Annotated in this window: 20 protein-coding genes; 11 read left to right on the forward strand and 9 right to left on the reverse strand. The window is 66.9% G+C overall.

Features of this window, described 5'->3' with window-relative positions; translation table 11 throughout:
* The 6 genes from JHC81_RS01100 to gmk form a co-directional block, all read left to right on the forward strand.
* Positions 1 to 495 (forward strand): ACP S-malonyltransferase (locus JHC81_RS01100; RefSeq protein ID WP_292169611.1); only part of this gene is annotated, 495 nt, incomplete at its 5' end.
* Positions 496 to 665: 170 nt separating this feature from the next.
* Positions 666 to 1,406, forward strand: a complete 741-nt coding sequence (fabG, locus tag JHC81_RS01105; protein ID WP_292169613.1) for a 3-oxoacyl-[acyl-carrier-protein] reductase — start codon at positions 666 to 668, stop codon at positions 1,404 to 1,406.
* 156 nt (positions 1,407 to 1,562) lie between these two features.
* Positions 1,563 to 1,802, forward strand: a complete 240-nt coding sequence (locus JHC81_RS01110) for an acyl carrier protein (protein WP_292169615.1) — start codon at positions 1,563 to 1,565, stop codon at positions 1,800 to 1,802.
* 111 nt (positions 1,803 to 1,913) lie between these two features.
* Positions 1,914 to 3,194, forward strand: coding sequence for a beta-ketoacyl-ACP synthase II (gene fabF, locus JHC81_RS01115; RefSeq protein WP_292169617.1), 1,281 nt, complete (start codon positions 1,914 to 1,916; stop codon positions 3,192 to 3,194).
* Positions 3,195 to 3,242: 48 nt separating this feature from the next.
* The gene (mltG, locus tag JHC81_RS01120; protein WP_292169618.1) at positions 3,243 to 4,352 is read left to right on the forward strand and encodes an endolytic transglycosylase MltG; all 1,110 of its coding nucleotides are present in this window, start codon (positions 3,243 to 3,245) and stop codon (positions 4,350 to 4,352) included.
* A 57-nt stretch (positions 4,353 to 4,409) separates the two neighbouring features.
* Positions 4,410 to 5,051: a guanylate kinase gene (gene gmk, locus JHC81_RS01125; RefSeq protein WP_292169619.1), complete on the forward strand. Its 642-nt coding sequence runs from the start codon at positions 4,410 to 4,412 to the stop codon at positions 5,049 to 5,051.
* Positions 5,052 to 5,259: 208 nt separating this feature from the next.
* Here gmk and rsmA read toward each other — a convergent pair whose 3' ends face one another.
* Together rsmA and JHC81_RS01135 are read right to left on the reverse strand one after the other, a co-directional pair.
* The gene (rsmA, locus tag JHC81_RS01130) at positions 5,260 to 6,096 is read right to left on the reverse strand and encodes a 16S rRNA (adenine(1518)-N(6)/adenine(1519)-N(6))-dimethyltransferase RsmA (RefSeq protein ID WP_292169621.1); all 837 of its coding nucleotides are present in this window, start codon (positions 6,094 to 6,096) and stop codon (positions 5,260 to 5,262) included.
* Positions 6,097 to 6,232: 136 nt separating this feature from the next.
* Entirely contained in the window at positions 6,233 to 6,421 is a 189-nt protein-coding gene (locus tag JHC81_RS01135; protein ID WP_292169623.1) for a hypothetical protein, read from the reverse strand.
* Between the two features lie 132 nt (positions 6,422 to 6,553).
* On the opposite strand from JHC81_RS01135, the gene JHC81_RS01140 reads away from it, so the two are divergent.
* A complete protein-coding gene (locus tag JHC81_RS01140) occupies positions 6,554 to 8,002 on the forward strand; it encodes a phospholipase D-like domain-containing protein (RefSeq protein WP_292169625.1) in 1,449 nt (482 codons plus the stop codon).
* Here JHC81_RS01140 and JHC81_RS01145 read toward each other — a convergent pair.
* The 5 genes from JHC81_RS01145 to JHC81_RS01165 all read right to left on the reverse strand — a co-directional run bounded on the left by JHC81_RS01145 (position 7,944) and on the right by JHC81_RS01165 (position 11,972).
* Positions 7,944 to 8,726 carry an endonuclease/exonuclease/phosphatase family protein gene (locus JHC81_RS01145; RefSeq protein WP_292169627.1) on the reverse strand — a complete coding sequence of 261 codons (783 nt, stop codon included), beginning with the start codon at positions 8,724 to 8,726 and terminating at the stop codon, positions 7,944 to 7,946. The genes JHC81_RS01140 and JHC81_RS01145 overlap by 59 nt on opposite strands.
* 82 nt (positions 8,727 to 8,808) lie before the next feature.
* Positions 8,809 to 9,501, reverse strand: coding sequence for a TPM domain-containing protein (locus JHC81_RS01150; RefSeq protein ID WP_292169629.1), 693 nt, complete (start codon positions 9,499 to 9,501; stop codon positions 8,809 to 8,811).
* Positions 9,495 to 10,319 (reverse strand): TPM domain-containing protein, encoded by an 825-nt coding sequence (locus tag JHC81_RS01155; RefSeq protein WP_292169631.1) that lies wholly within the window; start codon positions 10,317 to 10,319, stop codon positions 9,495 to 9,497. Before JHC81_RS01155 ends, JHC81_RS01150 begins: the two co-directional genes overlap by 7 nt.
* On the reverse strand, positions 10,316 to 10,996 hold the full coding sequence (locus tag JHC81_RS01160; RefSeq protein ID WP_292169633.1) for a LemA family protein: 681 nt from the start codon (positions 10,994 to 10,996) through the stop codon (positions 10,316 to 10,318). Before JHC81_RS01160 ends, JHC81_RS01155 begins: the two co-directional genes overlap by 4 nt.
* Positions 10,997 to 11,048: 52 nt before the next feature.
* Complete coding sequence (locus tag JHC81_RS01165) at positions 11,049 to 11,972, reverse strand: bifunctional methylenetetrahydrofolate dehydrogenase/methenyltetrahydrofolate cyclohydrolase (protein ID WP_292169635.1); 924 nt, start codon at positions 11,970 to 11,972, stop codon at positions 11,049 to 11,051.
* A gap of 96 nt (positions 11,973 to 12,068) precedes the next feature.
* Between JHC81_RS01165 and JHC81_RS01170 the strand changes: the two genes are divergently transcribed.
* The 4 genes from JHC81_RS01170 to JHC81_RS01185 are packed head-to-tail and all read left to right on the forward strand — an operon-like array spanning position 12,069 to position 17,554.
* A complete protein-coding gene (locus tag JHC81_RS01170) occupies positions 12,069 to 13,910 on the forward strand; it encodes a PPC domain-containing protein (protein ID WP_292169637.1) in 1,842 nt (613 codons plus the stop codon).
* A 37-nt stretch (positions 13,911 to 13,947) separates the two neighbouring features.
* Positions 13,948 to 15,120, forward strand: a complete 1,173-nt coding sequence (gene crtY, locus JHC81_RS01175; protein WP_292169638.1) for a lycopene beta-cyclase CrtY — start codon at positions 13,948 to 13,950, stop codon at positions 15,118 to 15,120.
* Positions 15,117 to 16,619 carry a phytoene desaturase gene (locus JHC81_RS01180; protein ID WP_292169640.1) on the forward strand — a complete coding sequence of 501 codons (1,503 nt, stop codon included), beginning with the start codon at positions 15,117 to 15,119 and terminating at the stop codon, positions 16,617 to 16,619. Before crtY ends, JHC81_RS01180 begins: the two co-directional genes overlap by 4 nt.
* Positions 16,616 to 17,554: a phytoene/squalene synthase family protein gene (locus JHC81_RS01185; protein ID WP_292169642.1), complete on the forward strand. Its 939-nt coding sequence runs from the start codon at positions 16,616 to 16,618 to the stop codon at positions 17,552 to 17,554. Before JHC81_RS01180 ends, JHC81_RS01185 begins: the two co-directional genes overlap by 4 nt.
* On the opposite strand, the gene JHC81_RS01190 is transcribed toward JHC81_RS01185, so the two are convergent.
* Positions 17,478 to 18,290, reverse strand: coding sequence for a fatty acid desaturase (locus tag JHC81_RS01190; protein WP_292169644.1), 813 nt, complete (start codon positions 18,288 to 18,290; stop codon positions 17,478 to 17,480). The genes JHC81_RS01185 and JHC81_RS01190 overlap by 77 nt on opposite strands.
* Positions 18,287 to 18,787, reverse strand: a complete 501-nt coding sequence (locus JHC81_RS01195) for a sterol desaturase family protein (RefSeq protein ID WP_292169646.1) — start codon at positions 18,785 to 18,787, stop codon at positions 18,287 to 18,289. Before JHC81_RS01195 ends, JHC81_RS01190 begins: the two co-directional genes overlap by 4 nt.
* Positions 18,788 to 18,806: the final 19 nt, after the last annotated feature.

Raw genomic sequence — 18,806 nt, forward strand, 5'->3', positions numbered from 1 at the left:
GAGGTCGGGGTCTGCGTCGTCGCCAATGACAACAACGCCGGCAACATCGTCATCTCCGGCGACAAGGCCGCCGTCGATCGCGCCATCGAAAAGGCCAAGGAGCTGGGCGCGCGAGCCATTCCCCTGAACGTTTCGGCCCCCTTCCACTGCCCGCTGATGCAGCCCGCCGCCGACGAAATGGCCGAGGCCCTGGCTGATGCCCGCCTGATCGCGCCGGTCGTCCCCGTCGTCGCCAATGTCACCGCCCGCACGGAAACCGACCCCGAGGTCATCCGTCGCCTGCTGGTCGAACAGGTCACCGGCCGCGTCCGCTGGCGCGAGTCGATGGAATGGATGGCCGGCCAAGAAAGCGGAAATGGCGGCGGCGTCACCCGCTTCGCCGAGATCGGCTCGGGCAAGGTCCTGACCGGCATGGCCAAACGCATCGCGCCGAACAGCGAGAGCGTGGCCCTGAATACGCCCGAAGACCTGGAAGCGTTCGCGAAGAGTTTTTGACTTTCCTTCTCCCCATGCGGGAGAAGGTGGCAGGCGCAGCCTGACGGATGAGGGGTCGCACCGGTTTTTTGGTGGTGATCCTTCGAACAACAACCCGAGGCGTTCGCGCGACCCCTCATCCGCCCCTCCGGGGCACCTTCTCCCGCAAGGGGAGAAGGAAGGAGAAACAGATGTTCGATCTTTCCAATAAGACCGCCCTCGTCACCGGCGCGACCGGCGGTATCGGCGGGGCCATCGCCCGGGCCCTGCATGCGCAAGGCGCCACCGTCGTCCTGTCCGGCACCCGCGAGGCTGTGCTTCAGGATCTGGCCCAGGACCTGGGCGAGCGCGCCTTCGCCGCCGCCGCCAACCTGTCCGACCCCGCCTCCGTAGACGGCCTGATCGCCCGCGCCGAAGAGGCCGCGGGTACCCCGCTCGACATCTTGGTCGCCAATGCGGGCATCACCAAGGACGGCCTGCTGATGCGGATGAAGGACGAGGACTTCGCCGACGTCATCAAGGTCAATCTCGAAAGCTATTTCCGCCTGTCGCGCGCCGCCATGAAGGGGATGATGAAGCGCCGCTCGGGGCGGATCATCGGCATCACCTCGGTGGTCGGCGTCACCGGCAACCCCGGCCAGACCAACTATGCCGCGTCAAAGGCCGGCATGATCGGTTTCTCGAAATCTCTGGCCCAGGAAGTGGGCTCCAGGGGCATCACCGTCAACTGCATTGCGCCGGGCTTCATCGCCTCGCCCATGACCGATGTCCTGAACGACGCCCAGCGCGAGACCATCCTGAAGAACATCCCCACCGGCCGCCTGGGCACCGGCGACGAGATTGCCGCTGCCGCCGTCTATCTGTCGTCCGACGAGGCCGCCTATGTCACTGGCCAGACCCTGCACGTGAACGGCGGCATGGCGATGGTCTAGGGCCGACGAGGGGTATTTCCACCCGTCCCGACTGTGCTAAACCCCGCAGACCGGTTGGCGCGATCCCTCGTTGAAGGCTTGCGTCGCCGCCCCCGCCGTCTTACGGCAGGATTTGAGACAACAGCCGCTTCGGTGGCCCCAAAAGCAGAGACACCCATGTCCGACACCCTGGAACGCGTCCGCAAGATCGTCATCGACCACCTGGACGCCGATCCGGACAAGGTCACCGAAAAGGCCAGCTTCATCGACGACCTGGGCGCTGACTCGCTCGACAACGTCGAACTGGTCATGGCCTTCGAAGAACAATTCGACATCGAAATCCCCGACGACGCCGCCGAGCACATCCAGACGGTCGGCGACGCCGTGAAGTTCATCGACGAGAAGCTGGCCGGCTGATCGCCTCCTCTTTTTCGCACGGCATCGATGGCCGCCGTGACGTCCCCCTAGCGGGGGCGTCCGGCGGCCATTACTGTTTCAAGGCTTGGAATCTGTAAGGAGTCGCCACGCATGCGTCGCGTCGTCGTCACCGGCCTCGGCCTTCTCACCCCGCTGGGCTGGGGGGTGGAGCACAACTGGAAGGGCATCGTGGAAGGGCGCTCGGGCATCGGTCCGATCACCAACTTCGATACCGAAGGCTATGGCTGCACCATCGCGGGCGAGATTCCATCGGTAGATGGGCGGGGCGGGGGTGTGCCCGGCGAACCCGGCGTCTTCGATCACGAAAAGATCATGTCGCCCAAGGATCGCAAGCGCGTCGATGACTTCATCGTCTATGCCATCGCCGCCGCCGACGAAGCCCTGGCCGATGCCAACTGGAAGCCCGAGAGCGACGAGGACCGCGAACGCACCGGCGTCATGGTCGGCTCCGGCATCGGCGGCCTGGGCCCCATCGCCGACACGGCCATCATCCTGAAGGAACAGGGCCCGCGCCGGGTCAGCCCCTTCTTCATCCCTTCGGCCCTGATCAACCTGACCAGCGGCCAGATCTCGATTCGCCACGGCCTCAAGGGCCCGAATCATTCCGTCGTCACCGCCTGCGCGACGGGTGCCCACGCCATCGGGGACGCAGCGCGCATGATCGCTCTGGACGATGCCGACGTCATGGTCGCGGGCGGGGCCGAAAGCTCCATCGTCCCCATCGGCATCGCGGGCTTCCTGGCCTGCAAGGCGCTGTGCACCGCCTTCAACGACACGCCCGAGAAGGCCAGCCGTCCCTATGACAAGGACCACGCCGGCTTCGTCATGGGCGAGGGCGCCGGGATCATGGTCCTGGAGGAATACGAACACGCCAAGGCCCGCGGGGCCAAGATTTATGCCGAGGTTGTCGGCTACGGCATGAGCGGCGACGCCTATCATATCACCGCCCCGTCCGAGGATGGCGAGGGTGGCCTGCGTGCCATGAAGGCGGCGCTGAAGCGGGCCGGGCTGCAGCCGTCGGACCTGGACTACGTCAACGCCCATGGCACCTCGACCATGGCTGACTGGATCGAGCTGAAGGCCATCGAGGGCCTGGTCGGCGACCATGCCAGGAATCTGGCCGTCTCCTCCACCAAGTCCATGACCGGCCACCTGCTGGGGGCCGCGGGCGCGATCGAATCGATCTTCAGCGTGCTGGCCATCCGCGACCAGATCGCGCCGCCGACCATCAATCTGGACAATCCGGAAATGGAGACGCCGATCGACCTGGTCCCGCACAAGGGCAAGCCGATGAAGATCGATGTGGCCATGTCCAACAGTTTCGGCTTCGGCGGCACCAATGCCTCGGTCATCTTCAGGAAGGTCGACTAGGTGTTCGGACGGTCGGTCGAGCGAGGATCGGGGCGCAGGACCGCCCTGTTGGCAGCGGCCGGCACCTTCGGCTTCTTCGTCATTGCGGCTCTGATCGCGCTATGGGCCGTGCTGTATGCGCCCGGTCCCTCGGCCCGGTCCGGCGAAACCACCATCGTGACCCTGTCCAGCGGCTCCGGGGTCAATGCCATCGCGGCCCAGCTGAAGGCCGAGGGCGTGATCCGCTCGACAGACCTGTTCAAGGCCGCCGTCGCCCTGAACGGCTCGGCCCGCCGCCTGCGGGCGGGGGAGTATGAGGTCCCCAGCGGCGCGTCCCTGAACGCGGTTATCGCCCTGCTGGTCGACGGCAAGGTCGTCCGCCACTTCGTCACCCTGCCCGAAGGCTGGTCCTCGGCCCAGGCGGTGGACATCCTGATGAAGGAGCCGGTGCTGGTCGGCGAGGTCGAGGAAGTTCCGGAGGAGGGCACCCTCTGGCCCGAGACCTATGAGATCGCGCGCGGCGAGACGCGCGCCTCGGTGCTGGCCCGCATGCGCCGCGCCCATGACGAGGCCGCGGCCCGACTGTGGGCCCAGCGTAGCCCCGCCACGGTTGTCCGCACCCTGGAAGAGGCCATCATCCTGGCCTCGATCGTGGAGAAGGAGACCGCCGTCGCCGCCGAGCGGCCGCGCGTCGCCGGGGTCTTCACCAATCGTCTGCGTCTGGGGATGCGGCTGGAGAGCGATCCGACCATCATCTATGGCATCACCAAGGGTCGCCCCCTGGGTCGCGGCATCCGCCAGTCGGAACTTGAAGCCGCCAATCCCTGGAACACCTACCGGATCGATGGCCTGCCGCCGACGCCCATCGCCAATCCGGGCGAGGCCTCCATCGCCGCCGTGCTGAACCCCCTGCGGACCGAGGACCTGTTCTTCGTCGCCGATGGCTCGGGCGGTCACGCCTTCGCCCGCACCTATCAGGAACATCTGGCCAATGTGGCGCGCTGGCGCGAGATCGAACGCCGCAAGGCCGGTCTGCCGCCCGAAGCCCCGGCTGTTCCCGCCGGGACCACCGATCCTGCCCAGGATCTGCCCCCCGGCGTCGTGGTGCCGCCCGGAGCCCAAGTGATCCGCGTGCCCCAGCAGCCGACGCCGCAAATGGCACCACAGCCTGTCCAATGAGGCGCGTTTGGACTAGGACGACGCCCAGTCGCAGAGTCGTCCGCCCCAAGGTTTCGAATGTCGAATGAACGCACGCCCCGCCGGGGTGTCCTCCTGATCGTCGCCAGCCCCTCGGGCGCGGGCAAGACCTCGCTGTGTCGCCGCCTGATGGCCGATCACGGCGGTCTGGAGCTGTCGGTGTCCATGACCACCCGCGCCATCCGCCCGGGCGAGGTGGCCGACCGCGACTATCATTTCGTCGACGATGCCGAATTCCAGCGCCTGATCGACGCCGACGCCTTTCTGGAATGGGCCGACGTCCACGGGGCCCGCTACGGCTCACCCCGTGCGCCCATCGACAAGGCCCTGTCCGAGGGGCGCGATGTCCTGTTCGACATCGACTGGCAGGGGGCCCGCGACATCGCCGAGAAATGCCCGGAGGATGCCGTACGCGTCTTCATCCTGCCGCCCAGCCTGGAAGAGCTGCGCCGCCGGCTGGTCACCCGCTCCCAGGACGCCGACGACGTCATCGAGCGCCGCATCGCCAACGCCAAGGGCGAGATCGAGCACTGCGATCAGTTCGACTATGTCTTCGTCAACGACGACTTCGACCGCTCCTATGCCGAGCTGGCCCACATCTATCACGCCGAGCGTAGCCGCCGGGCGCGGAACCTGTGGGTCGGGAGCTATCGCGACGGGCTGCTGAAGGAAGCGGTCTAGGGGCTTGTAGCTCGGTGAGCGATCGCTACATTCCTGTCAGTGTTCAACATTGAAAGGAGGTGGTCGAATGTCTCATTGTCTCACGCCGCACGCGGCAAGCCGTCTGAGCCTGACCTCCCCTCTGGCGGGGTCTTTCGCCTGACGACAAGCCTCGATTGGCTGACAATGTAAGGGCCGCTCCTCGGGGGGCGGCCCTTTTTGCTGGCGTTTATTTGATCGCGGCGGCCAGCCGTAGAAACCCTGCCAGGTCGATGACCTCGGCCCGGTCTTCCGGGCTGATGCCCGCAGCCTCGCACAGGGCCGCGCCGCCCAGAGTTTTCAGGCTGGAGCGCAGCATCTTGCGACGCTGACCGAAGGCGGCGGCGGTGACGCGCTCAAGACGCTTGAGCGTCTCCGCAGCGGGCCGGTCGGGGCGGGGGATCAGATGCACGACGGCGGAGGCGACCTTGGGCGGCGGGGTAAAGGCGGCGGCGGGCAGGTGCATCACCAGCCGTGCATCCGCGACGGCCTGCGAAATCACGGCCAGACGGCCATAGGCGTCGTCGCCCGGCGCGGCCACGATCCGTTCGGCGACCTCCTTCTGAAACATCAGGGTCAGGGCGTGCGGCGTCCACGGTCCCGTCAGCCATTTGATCAGCAGGGGCGTCCCGACATTGTAGGGCAGGTTGGACACCAGATGCGTCGGGCCTTCGACCAGATCGGCCTCGCGCACTTTCAGCGCATCGCCCTCGACGATGCGCAGCCGTCCGGTGCCATCATCCAGCTCGCCTAGCAGCGGCAGGAATCGCGGGTCCTTCTCGACCAGTACGACCGAGCCCGCATCGCTTTCCAGCAGCGCCCGCGTAAGCCCGCCCGGGCCTGGCCCCACCTCTATGACCGCTCGCCCGTCGAACGGCCCGGCCAGGCGCACGATCTTGCGCGTCACATTCAGGTCCAGCAGGAAATGCTGCCCGAAACTCTTCTTGGCCAGCAAGCCATGGGCATCAAGGCTGTCGCGCAACGAAGGCAGGGCTTCGGTCTTCGACGCTGATGTCGGCCGATCCATGGTCATGGCTTTGCAGCGTCGAACGGTTGCAGAAGATGATCTCGCATTCCGGCTGCATGGCCTTCAACGTGGCCAAACACAACCATGAACCGTTTCGTGCGATGGCCCGCGTGGCGCCGCGATCCGGAGGGCCGGGCTAGCAGCTTTGCTGACGGCTTTCGGCGACCGCGATGACAGATGCAGCCCGTTGATCGCCGCAGTCCTGGACGCGGCGGATTTCGCGTTCCGGCTTGTTTGGCACATCGACGTTCATCCCGAATTGCGACAGGGCGACGGCCACCAGCATGGCGACAAACCCCGCGATCAACTCGATCAGCGCCTGCATCGGCGACGTCCCCTGTCAGAATGACGGAGACAGTATGCTCGCAAAGCGTCGGTTGGGCAATCCATGTCGAAAGGGTGGCAGCTTCAGCATTCGACTGGACCAGCCGTCACGCTTTTGCGCTAGGGTCGCGGCATGACGGATGCGGACGATCAGGCCTTCGAGCCCGGACGGAACTGCTGGCGGGTCGAAACCGCCGGACGGCTGGCCGTGCTGATGGAGAACGACGCCTATTTCGAAGCGCTGCGGTCTTCGATCGCCAAGGCGCAGAAGTCGATCGTCATCCTGGGCTGGCAGTTCGATCCGCGTACGCGCCTGGACCCTGAAAGCCATCATCACGACCATCAGGCCCAGATCGGCCATCAGCTGCGCAGGCTTGTGCGATCGCGGCCCGAGCTGGATGTGCGGATGCTGATCTGGAAGTCGCCGCTGCTGATCGCAGCGTCGCAGGGCTTCTATCCGCACAAGTCGCAACGCTGGTTTCGCAAGCGGATGGTGGAGTTCCGGCTCGATCCGGGCATTCCGGGGGCCTGCCATCACCAGAAGGTGGTGATCATCGACGATGCCGTGGCCTTCGTCGGGGGTGGCGATATCGCCACGGACCGCTGGGACACGTCCGAGCATCTGGATGGCGATCCGCGCCGTTGCCAGCCGTCGGGTGTGATCTGCTCGCCGCGGCACGAGGTCATGGCGGTGATGGATGGGCCGGCGGCCAGGGCGCTGGGCGACCTGGCGCGGCATCGCTGGTTCAAGTCGACCTGGGAAAAGACGCTGCCGGATGTGACGGACAACGATCCCTGGCCGGACGAGGTGGAGCCGGACATGCGCGACACGCCCGTGGCCATCGCCCGGACCGAGCCGCGCTGGCATTCCAAGGTCGAGGTGCGCGAGAACGAGGCGCTTCATCTGGACCTGATCAGGAAGGCCAGGCGGCTGATCTATCTGGAGAACCAGTATTTCACCTCGCCCGTGATCGCTGCGGCCCTCGCCGAACGGCTGGAGGAATGGGACGGGCCGGAGATCGTGCTGGTCTCGACCGGCACCAGCCCCAGCTGGTTCGACCGCATGACAATGGACACGGCCCGGTCGGAGGTACTGTACCGGCTGGAGCAGGCGGACCGGCACAACCGCTTCTTTGCCTTCACGCCGTGGACCAGGGGGGATGAGCGGATCATCGTCCATGCCAAGGTGTCGATCTATGACGACGACATCCTGAGGATCGGCTCGACCAATCTGAACAACCGGTCGCTGGGGTTCGATACCGAATGCGACATCGCGGCCCAGCCGGGCACGGAGGAGGGGCGGGCCGCCATTGCCCGGTTCCGGCACCGAACCCTGGGCCACTGGATCGGCGTGGACACCGACGCCTTTGCCGCCGCCGAGGCCCTGAGCCAGTCTGTGGGCGAGGCGGTGCTGCGGTTCGACACCGGGCGGATGAAGGTGCTGGGCGCTACGGCACCGTCCAACATCGAGCGGCTGATCGCCGAGTTTCAGCTGGGCGACCCGACCTCGACCGCCGATGCCTTCAGGCCGTGGCGGCGGCGGATCCGTTCGCGCCGGCGTCTGCCGCTGCAGTCGGCCTGATCTCGAAATCCATCACCAGCGGCAGGTGATCCGAGGCCGCGCGCGCCAGCGGCGATCGTGGGGCCCAGATGCGCGTCGGCACGATGTCCGGCGTGACGAAGGCATGGTCGATGCGGATGGTCGGAAAGGTCGAGGGAAAGGTCTTCACCGAAGGCTTCAGCCCCAGCAGACGCTGGGCATCCGCGAGGTGACGGGCCAGGGTCTTGTAGGGCCGGGTCATGGAGGTGGCGTTGAAGTCTCCGGTCAGGATGGTCGGGCCCTTGCACTCCGGATGGCCGGCCCATCCCGCGCCGACCAGGGCGACGGCCTGGAGGCGCTGTTCGCGGGGCACGAGCCCGAGGTGGGTGTTGATGACGTTCAGCGTGACGCCATCAAAATCGATCGCGGCCCACAAGGCCCCGCGCGGCTCCAGACCCGGTACGCCACGGATCGTGGGCAGGGCACCCGACTTGATCAGCCGCTCTGGGCGAAGGGTCAGGATGGCGTCGCCATATTCCTCCGCCTCGATGCGCATGGCGGCGTTGAAATGGAAGGTCATCGCCAGATCGCGCGCGATGGCTTCGGCCTGATCGACATGGCCGGTGCGGGCGCGGCCGACGTCCAGTTCCTGCAGGCAGACGATGTCCGGCTCCTGCTCGGCGATGACGGCGGCGACGCGGGCGACGTCCAGCCGCCGGTCCGTGCCGACGCAGCGATGCACATTGTATGTCAGCAGGCGGGGCATACGGGTCCGTTAGCGGCTCGATCGAACGGATAGGGTCTATGGCCACCGATTGCGACGCCAAAGCGACGCCCGGACAGATGCGTCACATCACGACCAGCTTGTCGGCGATCTCATTGCGGTTCAGCGGCCGGGGCGGGAAATGTCGGGCCAGCACATCGCCGCACAGGCCGATGGCCGTCTGGAAGCCATCGACGGGGTCGCCGGCCTTCAGGCCCTGCGCCAGCGCCTGGGCGGCGTCGGCCCAAATCTCGGGCTCGACCTGGCTGTGGATGCCCTTGTCGGCGATGACCTCGACCTGACGATCGGCCGCGCAGGCGAACAGCAGGACGCCGGTCCGGGCCTCGGTGACGTGCAGGCCGTGGGCCAGGAACTGTTGCAAGGCGGCCTTGCGCACCCGCGCCTGACGCACCTGACGGGGCGTCACCCAGCGCCGTATGGGCTGGATCGACGTCAGCAGGAAGACGACGATGAAGGTGGCGGCCTGGATCAGGGCATAGGCCGACAGGTTCTGGGCCACTGCGACGTCGGTGAAGGCCAGATGGCCCGCCTGCCAGGCGTCCGCCAGTCCCGGCACCCAGCTGGGGTCCATGCCAAGAGGGATCAGGGCCAGGGGCAGGATCAGGGCCGCAGCTGCGGCCCAACCCAGCGATACGTCGCGATAGGACGAGACCTGTCGCGCCATGACGCAGAAGATTTCGCCGGACGTGCGCGTCTCGGCCTCCGCGATGGCCGTGGCGATGCGCTCGTAGGTGTCGGGAGCCAGCTTGATCACCATCCGCCCGACGCCCCGCCACCACCGAAACTGCCGCCCCCGCCGCTGAATCCGCCGAATCCGCCGCCGAATCCGCCGCTGCTGCGTCCGCGGCTGCTGAGCGCTTCCGACGCAGCCCAGATCAGGATGGGCGACAGGCCGTTGCCGCCGCGCCGCCGGCGTCCACGCCCTGCACTGCTGATGAGAGCGAGTACGAGAAAGGCGAAGACTAGGGCGACGATGATCGCGACCGCAATGGGTAGCCGCGCCTCGGGTCGATCCGCAGCCTCGGCGATCGCGCGCGCCTCGGTCGGGTCCAGACGCAGCTGGTCGTCGATGGCGTCGACGCCCTGGGTGATGCCGCGCTCATAGTAGCCCTGGCGGAACGACGGCAGGATGGCGTTCTGGATGATCAGGGCCGACATGGCGTCGGTCAGGACGGGTTCGAGGCCATAGCCGACCTCGATGCGGACCTTCTTCTCGTCCGGCGCGATCAGCAGCAGGACGCCGTTGTCCTTGTCCTCACGGCCGATGCCCCAGGCGCGACCCAGTTGATAGCCGTAGTCCTCGATCTCGTGGCCCTGAAGGCTGGGAACGGTAACGACGACGACCTGATCGGTGGTGTCGCGCTCCAACGCCTCCAGCTTCGCCGTGATTTCCTGCTCCTTGGCGGGCGACAGCAGGCGTGCGCCATCGACGACGCGGCCATCCAGCGGTGGAAAGGTCAGCGGTGCCTGCGCCAGTGCAGGCGTCAGGCCGGCGAGGCACAGCAGGCCAGCAACGGCCAGCGGACGACACCATCGCAATGAAGCCAGAGCCTTGGACACGGAGGTGGCGATCACTGGGCGGGCGGGGCCGAGCCGGGCGTGGTCGCGGGAGCGGAGCCGCCGGGCGGTGCCGCGCCGGCAGGGTTCAGGGCATCGAAGTTGACGGTGGGGGCCGTCTGGGCGGCTTCGGTGGCGGTGAAGGGCTGCATGGGCTGGGAGCCGCCATGGACCGTCTTGGCCCAGATCACCGTCGGGAAGGTCCGCAGGGTGGTGTTGTAGTCCTGAACCGCCGCATTGTAGTCGCCGCGCGCGACGTTGATGCGGTTCTCGGTGCCCTCGAGCTGGCTCTGCAGCACCAGGAAGTTCTGGTTGGACTGAAGCTGGGGATAGGCCTCGACCACCAGCAGCAGGCGCGACAGGGCCTGTGACAGCTGACCGTGGGCGGCCTGGAACTGCTGGAAGGCGGCGGGGTCGCTGAGGGTATCGGGGCTGACCGTCACGCCGGTGGCGCGGGCGCGGGCCTCGATCACCTGGGTCAGGGTGGTGCGTTCCTGAATGGCTGCACCTTGCACCGTGGCGACCAGATTGGGAACCAGGTCGGCGCGGCGCTGATAGGCGGACTGGACGTCGGCCCAGGCGCGCTTGGCATTCTCTTCCTTGGTCGGGATGGCGTTGATCCCGCAACCGGCTGCGGCGGGGGCCAGGGCGACGACGGCGGCGAGGGCCACCAGGCGAGGATGAGGGCGGATCATCGATGTCTCCGGGCAAGCGATGCGCCGACTATCGACACTCGCGTCACGGCGATCAAGCGCTCAGATCATCCGGTGTGACGCCCGCGCTCCGGCAGGCGGCGGTATAGGTATTGGCCAGCAGGCAGGCGATGGTCATGGGGCCCACGCCGCCGGGCACGGGGGTGATCCGGCCCGCGACCGTGACGGCCTCATCGAAGGCGACGTCGCCGACGACGCGGGTCTTGCCCAGGGCCGCCTTGTCCGGATCGCGCGAGGGGACGCGGTTGATGCCGACGTCGATGACGGTGGCACCGGGCTTGACCCAGTCGCCCTTGATCATCTCCGGACGACCGACAGCGGCCACCAGGATGTCGGCTGTGCGGCACAGGGCGGGCAGGTCGCGGGTGCGCGAATGGGCGATGGTGACGGTGCAGCTTTCGCCCAGCAGGAGTTGCGCCATCGGCTTGCCGACGATGTTGGAGCGGCCGACGATGACGGCGTTCAGACCCGACAGATCGCCCAACTCCGCCTTCAGCAGCATCAGGCATCCCAGCGGCGTGCACGGCACCAGACCCGGCAGTCCGACGGCCAGCCGCCCGGCATTGACGACGTGAAAGCCATCGACGTCCTTGTCTGGATCGATGGCTCCCAGCACGGCGGCGCTGTCGATATGGGCGGGCAGGGGCAGCTGGACCAGAATGCCATGGATGCCGGGGTCGGCGTTCAGCGTGGCAATCAGGGCCAGCAGCTCATGCTGACCGGTGGTCTCGGACATCCGATGCGTTTCGGAGCGCATGCCAGCGCGCAGGGTCGTCTCGCCCTTGTTGCGGACGTAGATCTGGCTGGCCGGGTCGTCGCCCACGATGACGACGGCCAGGCCGGGCTTGGTGGCGTGGGCAGCCTCCAATCGGGCCGAGGCGGCGGCGACGCGCTCCACCAGGCCGGCGGCGAAGGCCTTGCCGTCGATCAGGGAGGCGCGAGCGGGTTCGGCCGTCATGGTTTCGGCTCCGGAGTCAGGAATCGTGCGGTGCCAGCGATTTACAGACAGGCCGGTTCGGCGTCTATGATCGGCGCGACTTCACGAGGGATTTGCATGCGCCGTCAGACCATTCTCGCCGCCGTCAGCGCTCTGGCGCTGTTCAGCGCAGTTCCGGCCCTGGCGCAATCGGCGGACGCGCCGCCGGTCGCGACGCTGGACGTCGGCAGCGAGGTCCAGGGGGCCCTGACCGCCGACGATGCCGTGGGGGTCGAGGACGACTATCGCTACGATGTCTATCGCTTCCGGGCGACGGCGGGCCAGCGGTTGGAGTTCACCCTGCGGGCCGAGGCCTTCGACGCCTATCTGGCGGTCTATGAGGACGGTCTGGACGAGGCGCTGGCGACTGACGACGACGGCCTGGGCGACGGTACGGATGCGCGACTGCGGTTCACGGCGCCGAAGGATGGCGACTATCTGCTGCATGCCCGCACGCTGTCCGGGCTGGAGGGGGGCGACTACACCCTGACGCTGACGGAGCGACCCCCGGCTGCGCCGGTGCCGGAGCCGGGCACGATCGCGCTGGGCCAGACGCGGGATGGCACCCTGGCCGATGACGATGCGGAAACGGATGAGGGCGGGCACTATGACGCCTATGTCTTTACCGCCGAGGCGGGTCAGCGGTTCACCTTCGATCTGGTCTCGGACGCCTTCGACCCCGTGGTCCGGGTGGGACGGATGGAAGGCGAGGTCTTCACCGAACTGGCCATGAACGACGACGGGCCGGACATTGAGCTGAATTCCCGGCTGATCTTTACGGCTCCGGAGGCAGGCTCCTATGTCGTGCGGGCGACTTCGCTGTCCGACAGTGGTGCAGGCGACTACAAGCTCAGCCTGTCCGAGGGGCCGGCCCCCATCGCGGCGACCGCCATTGCCATTGGCGACACGGTCGAGGGCGAACTGAGCGAGAGCGACGGGCGCAGTGCCGACGGCTATGCCGCCGACCGCTATCGGTTCGAGGGCCGCGAAGGACAGCGGATCCGCATCGACATGACGGCGTCGGATTTCGACAGTTATCTGGAATTGTTCGACGATGCCGAGACCAGCCTGGCCAGCGACGACGACGGCGGTCCGGAAGGCTTGAACGCCCGGATCAACTTCACCCTTCCGAGGACAGGTTCCTATTTAATCCAGGCGCGCGGTTTCTCTGACGCGACGGGTGACTACACCCTGAAGCTCTCCGAGATCGAGCCGGACCGGCCGCCCCAGCCGCTGGCCTTCGGGGCCACGGTCCAGGGCGAGATCGGCGAAACCGACAATGAGGACGGCGACGGTCGTCACTTCGAGGCCTACAGCTTCACCGCTAGCGAGGGCCAGCGCATCCGCGCGATCATGCGCTCGGGCGATTTCGACACCTATCTGCAGATTGGCAAGGCGGAGGGTGACTTCGCCATGCTGGGGTCCGATGACGACGGCCTGAGCGAGGGCACCGATTCGCGTTTGGACTTCGCCATACCGGAGGACGGCACCTACGTCGTGCGGGCCTCGCCACTGGGTTCGGAAGGAAAGGGGCTGTACTCGCTGGAGCTGATCGACCGGGGCCCGCAGCCCAAGCCGGGCAGCCTGCTGGTCGGCTCGACCGCGCGCGGCACCCTGACCGAGACCGACGCCACCGCTGCCGACAACAGCTTCTACGACGCCTATCGCGTGACGCTGAAGGAGGACGAGGAACTGGTCCTGACCATGGTCTCCAACGAGTTCGACAGCGTCGTCTTCGTCGGGCGCGATCAGGAGGACGGCGAGTTCGAGGTCCTGGGGTCGGACGACGACAGTCTGTCGGACACCCATGCCAAGCTGGAATGGAAGGCTCCCGCGGACGGCACCTATGAAATCCGCGCCGGGTCGTTCGCCCAGGGCCAGACCGGCAGCTATGCCCTGACGGTCGAGAAGAAGCCCTGACGCTTTATCGCCCCGCATGACGTGCTAGAGCGACTGGATGGGTGATGCCGCCGATGACTATGATCTGATCCTGGTCGGCGGCGGCCTGGCGGCGGGGATGATCGCCTGGCGGCTGGCGCTGGACCGGCCGGACCTGCGCGTCGCCGTCATCGAGCGGGACGGCCGGATCGGGGGCAACCACACCTGGTCCTTTTTCGACAGCGATCTGGACGACGAAGACCGCGCCTGGCTGGCCCCCGCCGTGGCGCACCGCTGGTCTGAAGGGCATGAGGTCTATTTTCCAGCGCGGTCGCGCGTGCTGGAGACGCCGTACAACAGCATGACGTCCGAGCGGCTGCATGAGGCCCTTGCTCCGCTGCTGGCGGAGCGGCTGATCGCCGGGGAGGCGGTGGTGGTCGAAACGACGGGGGTGACGCTGTCGGACCAGAGGCGACTGACGGCGCGAGGCGTCATCGATGCGCGCGGGCCCAGGCCGACGCGGTCGCTGGACCTGGGCTGGCAGAATTTCGTCGGGCGGACGGTGCGCCTGACCAAGCCCCACGACCTGACCCGCCCGACGATCATGGATGCGACCGTGCGCCAGTACGGAGCCTATCGCTTCGTCTATCTGCTGCCGTTCGACGACCGGACGGTGATGATAGAGGATACCTATTATGCCGATACGCCGACGCTGGATCGTGCGGCGCTGAACGGGCGGATCGACGCCTATATCCGCTCGCGCGGCTGGACCGTCGAGGCGGTGGTGGGTGAGGAGGAGGGCGTCCTGCCGATCGCCCTGGACGGCGATATTGACGCCTTCTGGGCCGAGGAGCCGAGCGTGGCGCGGGCCGGGCTGTGGGCCGGGCTGTTCCATCCCGTCACCGGCTATTCCCTGCCGGACGCGGTCAGGCTGGCGAGAAAGGTCGCGGCCAGCGATGATCTGAGTTCCGAAGGGCTGCGTCGGCTGACGGAAGCGCACTCGAAAGCGACCTGGGCGGATCGCACTTTCTATCGCTTGCTGAATCGCATGCTGTTCCGCGCCGCGGAGCCCGAACAGAGGTGGCGCGTTTTCCAGCGCTTCTATGGCCTGCCCGAAAGCCTCGTGCGGCGCTTCTACGCAGGGCACAACACCACGCTCGACAAGCTGCGCCTGCTTGCGGGAAAACCGCCTGTCCCCGTGGGCAAGGCGTTGCAGCAGCTTCGCGAGTCGGGGCAGGGATCACGACCATGAGAGATCAAGTCGCACGTCGGGCCGTTGTGATCGGAGCCGGTTTCGGCGGCATCGCCCTGGCCATCCGCTTGCAGCGCGCGGGCATCCAGACGACCCTGGTCGAAAAGCGCGACAAGCCGGGCGGCCGGGCCTACGTCTGGAAGGAAAAGGGCTTCACGTTCGACGCAGGTCCGACCGTGATCACCGATCCGGACTGCCTGAAGGAACTGTTCGAGGGCACGGGGTCGGAGCTGAAGGACTATGTCGATCTGATGCCGGTCGACCCCTTCTATCGGCTGTGTTGGGAGGACGGGAAATCCTTCGATTACAATGACGACCAGGCGGCCATGGAGCGTCAGATCGGGGCGTTCAATCCCAAGGACGTCGAGGGCTACAACAGGTTCCACCAGTATTCCGAGGAACTGTACCAGGAAGGCTATATCAAGCTGGGTGCCGTGCCATTCCAGTCCTTCTGGTCCATGATCAAGGCGGCCCCGGAGCTGGCGCGGCTGGAGAGCTGGAACAGCGTCCATGCGATGGTGGCGCGCTATATCGAGGACCCGCATCTGCGCCAGGCCTTCAGCTTTCACACGCTGCTGGTCGGGGGCGATCCCTTCAAGACGTCAAGCGTCTATGCCCTTATCCATGCGCTGGAGCGACGCGGCGGGGTCTGGTTCGCGCGGGGCGGCACGGGAGCGCTGATCGCCGGGCTGGTGAAGTTCTTCCAGGACCTGGGCGGCGACTTCCGCCTGAATGCGCCGGTCGAGCGCATCGAGATGCTGGGCGACCGCGCCACCGGCGTGCGGCTGGAAGGCGGCGAGGTCATTCCTGCCGACATGGTCGCGTCCAATGCCGATGTCGTGCACACCTACGACAAGATGCTGGGCCATACGCCGCGCGGCAAAGCCAAGGCGAAGTCGCTGAAGTCCAAGCGGTTTTCGATGTCGCTGTTCGTGCTGCACTTCGGCCTGAAGACGCCGCAGCCGCAGCTGGCGCATCACACCATCTGCTTCGGGGCGCGCTACCGCGAGCTGATCAGCGAAATCTTCGCCGGGCCGAAACTGCCGGAGGACTTTTCCCTGTATCTGCACGCGCCTTGCGCGACCGATACGTCGATGGCGCCGGAGGGCATGAGCAGCCACTATGTCCTGTCGCCCGTGCCGCATCTGGGCGCCGCCGACATCGACTGGTCGGTCAAGGGGCCGGAGTATCGCGAGAAGATCATCGACTATCTGGAAGAGCGCTACATCCCAAACCTGCGGCGCGATCTGGTGACGACGCGCATCTATACGCCCGGCGATTTCAAGGAGGACCTGCACGCCCATCTGGGTTCGGCCTTCTCGCTGGAGCCGATCCTGACGCAGAGCGCCTGGTTCCGGACGCACAACCGCGATGACAAGGTGCCGAATCTGTATGTCGTCGGGGCCGGCACTCATCCGGGCGCAGGTATCCCCGGCGTGGTCGGCTCGGCCAAGGCGACGGCGGGCCTGATGCTGGAGGATGCGAAAGCCATCGCATGACCGACGCCGTCCTCGCCGCCTCCAAGGCCTCGATCGTCAAGGGGTCCAAGAGCTTCCGCTCCGCCTCGCGGCTGTTCGAGCCGGAGGTGCGCGAGGACGCGTGGCTGCTTTATGCCTGGTGCCGGGCCTGCGACGACGAAATCGACGGTCAGGACCATGGCTTTGGCCACGAGGAGCTGACGGTCGATGAGCAGAAGCGGCGGCTGGAGCGGCTGTACGACATGACGCGCCGCGCCATGACGGGCGAACCGATGTCGGACCCGACCTTTGCGGCCTTTCAGCGGGTGGCCCTGCGCCATCGCCTGCCGGAGCGCTGGGCCATCGACATGATCGACGGCTTCCGCATGGATGTGGAGCATCACGACTATCGCACCATGGACGACGTCATGGCCTATTGCTGGCATGTCGCGGGGGTCGTGGGCGTGATGATGGCGCGGGTCATGGGAGTGACCGATGCCGAGGTTCTGCGCCGGGCCCAGGATCTGGGGTTGGCGTTCCAGCTGACCAACATCTCGCGCGACGTGATCGAGGACGCGCAAGGCGGGCGGGTCTATCTTCCCGCTGCCTGGCTGAGAGAGGCGGGGGTCGAGCCGACGCCCGAGGCTGTGGCCAAACCGGCCAACCGGGACGCGGTCCACGCCGTCACCCGCCGCCTGCTGGAGGCGGCCGAGCCCTATTACGACAGCGCGCGTGACGGGCTGCGGGGACTGCCGTTCCGCTCGTCGATGGCGATCGCGGCGGCGCGCGGGGTCTATCGCGAGATTGGTCGCAAGGTGGCGCGCGGCGGGCCGGGCGTCTGGAAGCAGCGGGTGTCGGTCGGCCGGGCCATGAAGCTGTGGCTGTTCGGGCGAGGCGCGCTTATCGCGATCTGGACCCAGGTGCTGGATCGTGGAAAGGCCCCGCCGCCGCGGCCGGCCCTGTGGACGCGAGTCTGAGCGCTTCACGCCGCGCCTCGGGCAGTCGCCACCAGGGGGTGTTCGGCGACAGATGATGCTCGTGATGCATGCCGAAATGGAAGCAGGTCAGCAGCGAGGCCAGCCACGGCATGGGCACTGTCCGGGCGTTGTGGTGATCGGCGAAAGCCGCGCCTGACGCCTCATGCCGATGCGGCAGCCATGTGCCGAAGACGAAGAGCTGCAAGGCGCTGAGGATGGCGGGCAGGCCCCAGAACAGGGCGACGTTCAGGGGCGAGGCCCCGAACGCGAACAGATAGGCGATGAGAACCACCGTCACGATGCCGAACTCGCGCCAGCCGAAATAGCGGGTGAAAAAGCGATAGAACCAGGGTCCGAAACGCATGGGTTCCCCGGCATGGAAGTCGGGATCGTCGGCGCTGCCCGGACTGCGGTGATGCTGGTGATGGCAGACGTTCAGGCGGCGGAACGAGAAGGCGGCATAGGCCCCGACGCAGACCTGGCCGATGGCGGCGTTCAGCCGGGGGCGACCGGGGGCCAGCGAGCCATGCATGGCATCATGGGCGACGATGAACATGCCGGCGCCCAGCCAGCTCTGGGTCAGGATCAGCAGCGGCACGGCGACGATCGCCGGCCAGGTCAGGGGCTGAAAGAAGATACCCCAGACGTGCAGGGCGACCCAGCCGCAGACGATCAGTCCGGCCAGCGAAAGCCCGATTGCCGTTTGCCGGGCTCTGGGAATGGAGGGCAGGATCACTCGGCCGGCAAGTCGGCCGCACGCGCGGCGCGACGGGCCTTCAGGATGGCGCTGAGGCGATGCGGGTCGGGCGCGAAGACGAAGCCGAAGGAAACGGCCCCCTCGCGGGTCTGGACCGCATGATGCAGCTTGTGCGCCTGGACCAGGCGGCGGGCGTAGCCATTCTTCGGCATCCAGTGAAACGGCCAGCGCTGATGCACCAGGCCGTCGTGCACGAAGGCATAGATGACACCGTAAAGGGTCACGCCCAGCGCGATGGCGCGGACCCACCACAGGCCGGTCAGCCAGGCGAGGACGAACAGGCCGGTCCCAACCAGAGCTCCGACCACACCGTACAGGTCATTGACCTCGAAGGCCTTGTCGTGCGGCTCATGATGGTCGCGATGCCAGCCCCAGCCCAGCGGCCCATGCATGATGTAGCGATGCGTCCACCAGGCCACGCCCTCCATGGCGAAGAAGACGGCCAGCGTCAGAAGGGTGAACCAGACAGGGATCATGGCGAGACACTACGCCCGC

The sequence above is a fragment of the Brevundimonas sp. genome (genome assembly GCF_016463295.1).
In the GTDB taxonomy this organism is placed as follows: domain Bacteria; phylum Pseudomonadota; class Alphaproteobacteria; order Caulobacterales; family Caulobacteraceae; genus Brevundimonas.

Bases quoted from the DNA above. Each gene is read 5' to 3' on its own strand.
- fabG (WP_292169613.1), top strand. From the start codon at position 666: ATGTTCGATCTTTCCAATAAGACCGCCCTCGTCACCGGCGCGACCGGC.
- JHC81_RS01110 (WP_292169615.1), top strand. From the start codon at position 1,563: ATGTCCGACACCCTGGAACGCGTCCGCAAGATCGTCATCGACCACCTG.
- fabF (WP_292169617.1), top strand. From the start codon at position 1,914: ATGCGTCGCGTCGTCGTCACCGGCCTCGGCCTTCTCACCCCGCTGGGC.
- gmk (WP_292169619.1), top strand. From the start codon at position 4,410: ATGTCGAATGAACGCACGCCCCGCCGGGGTGTCCTCCTGATCGTCGCC.
- rsmA (WP_292169621.1), bottom strand. From the start codon at position 6,096: ATGGATCGGCCGACATCAGCGTCGAAGACCGAAGCCCTGCCTTCGTTG.
- JHC81_RS01135 (WP_292169623.1), bottom strand. From the start codon at position 6,421: ATGCAGGCGCTGATCGAGTTGATCGCGGGGTTTGTCGCCATGCTGGTG.
- JHC81_RS01140 (WP_292169625.1), top strand. From the start codon at position 6,554: ATGACGGATGCGGACGATCAGGCCTTCGAGCCCGGACGGAACTGCTGG.
- JHC81_RS01145 (WP_292169627.1), bottom strand. From the start codon at position 8,726: ATGCCCCGCCTGCTGACATACAATGTGCATCGCTGCGTCGGCACGGAC.
- JHC81_RS01150 (WP_292169629.1), bottom strand. From the start codon at position 9,501: ATGGTGATCAAGCTGGCTCCCGACACCTACGAGCGCATCGCCACGGCC.
- JHC81_RS01160 (WP_292169633.1), bottom strand. From the start codon at position 10,996: ATGATCCGCCCTCATCCTCGCCTGGTGGCCCTCGCCGCCGTCGTCGCC.
- JHC81_RS01165 (WP_292169635.1), bottom strand. From the start codon at position 11,972: ATGACGGCCGAACCCGCTCGCGCCTCCCTGATCGACGGCAAGGCCTTC.
- JHC81_RS01170 (WP_292169637.1), top strand. From the start codon at position 12,069: ATGCGCCGTCAGACCATTCTCGCCGCCGTCAGCGCTCTGGCGCTGTTC.
- crtY (WP_292169638.1), top strand. From the start codon at position 13,948: ATGGGTGATGCCGCCGATGACTATGATCTGATCCTGGTCGGCGGCGGC.
- JHC81_RS01180 (WP_292169640.1), top strand. From the start codon at position 15,117: ATGAGAGATCAAGTCGCACGTCGGGCCGTTGTGATCGGAGCCGGTTTC.
- JHC81_RS01185 (WP_292169642.1), top strand. From the start codon at position 16,616: ATGACCGACGCCGTCCTCGCCGCCTCCAAGGCCTCGATCGTCAAGGGG.
- JHC81_RS01195 (WP_292169646.1), bottom strand. From the start codon at position 18,787: ATGATCCCTGTCTGGTTCACCCTTCTGACGCTGGCCGTCTTCTTCGCC.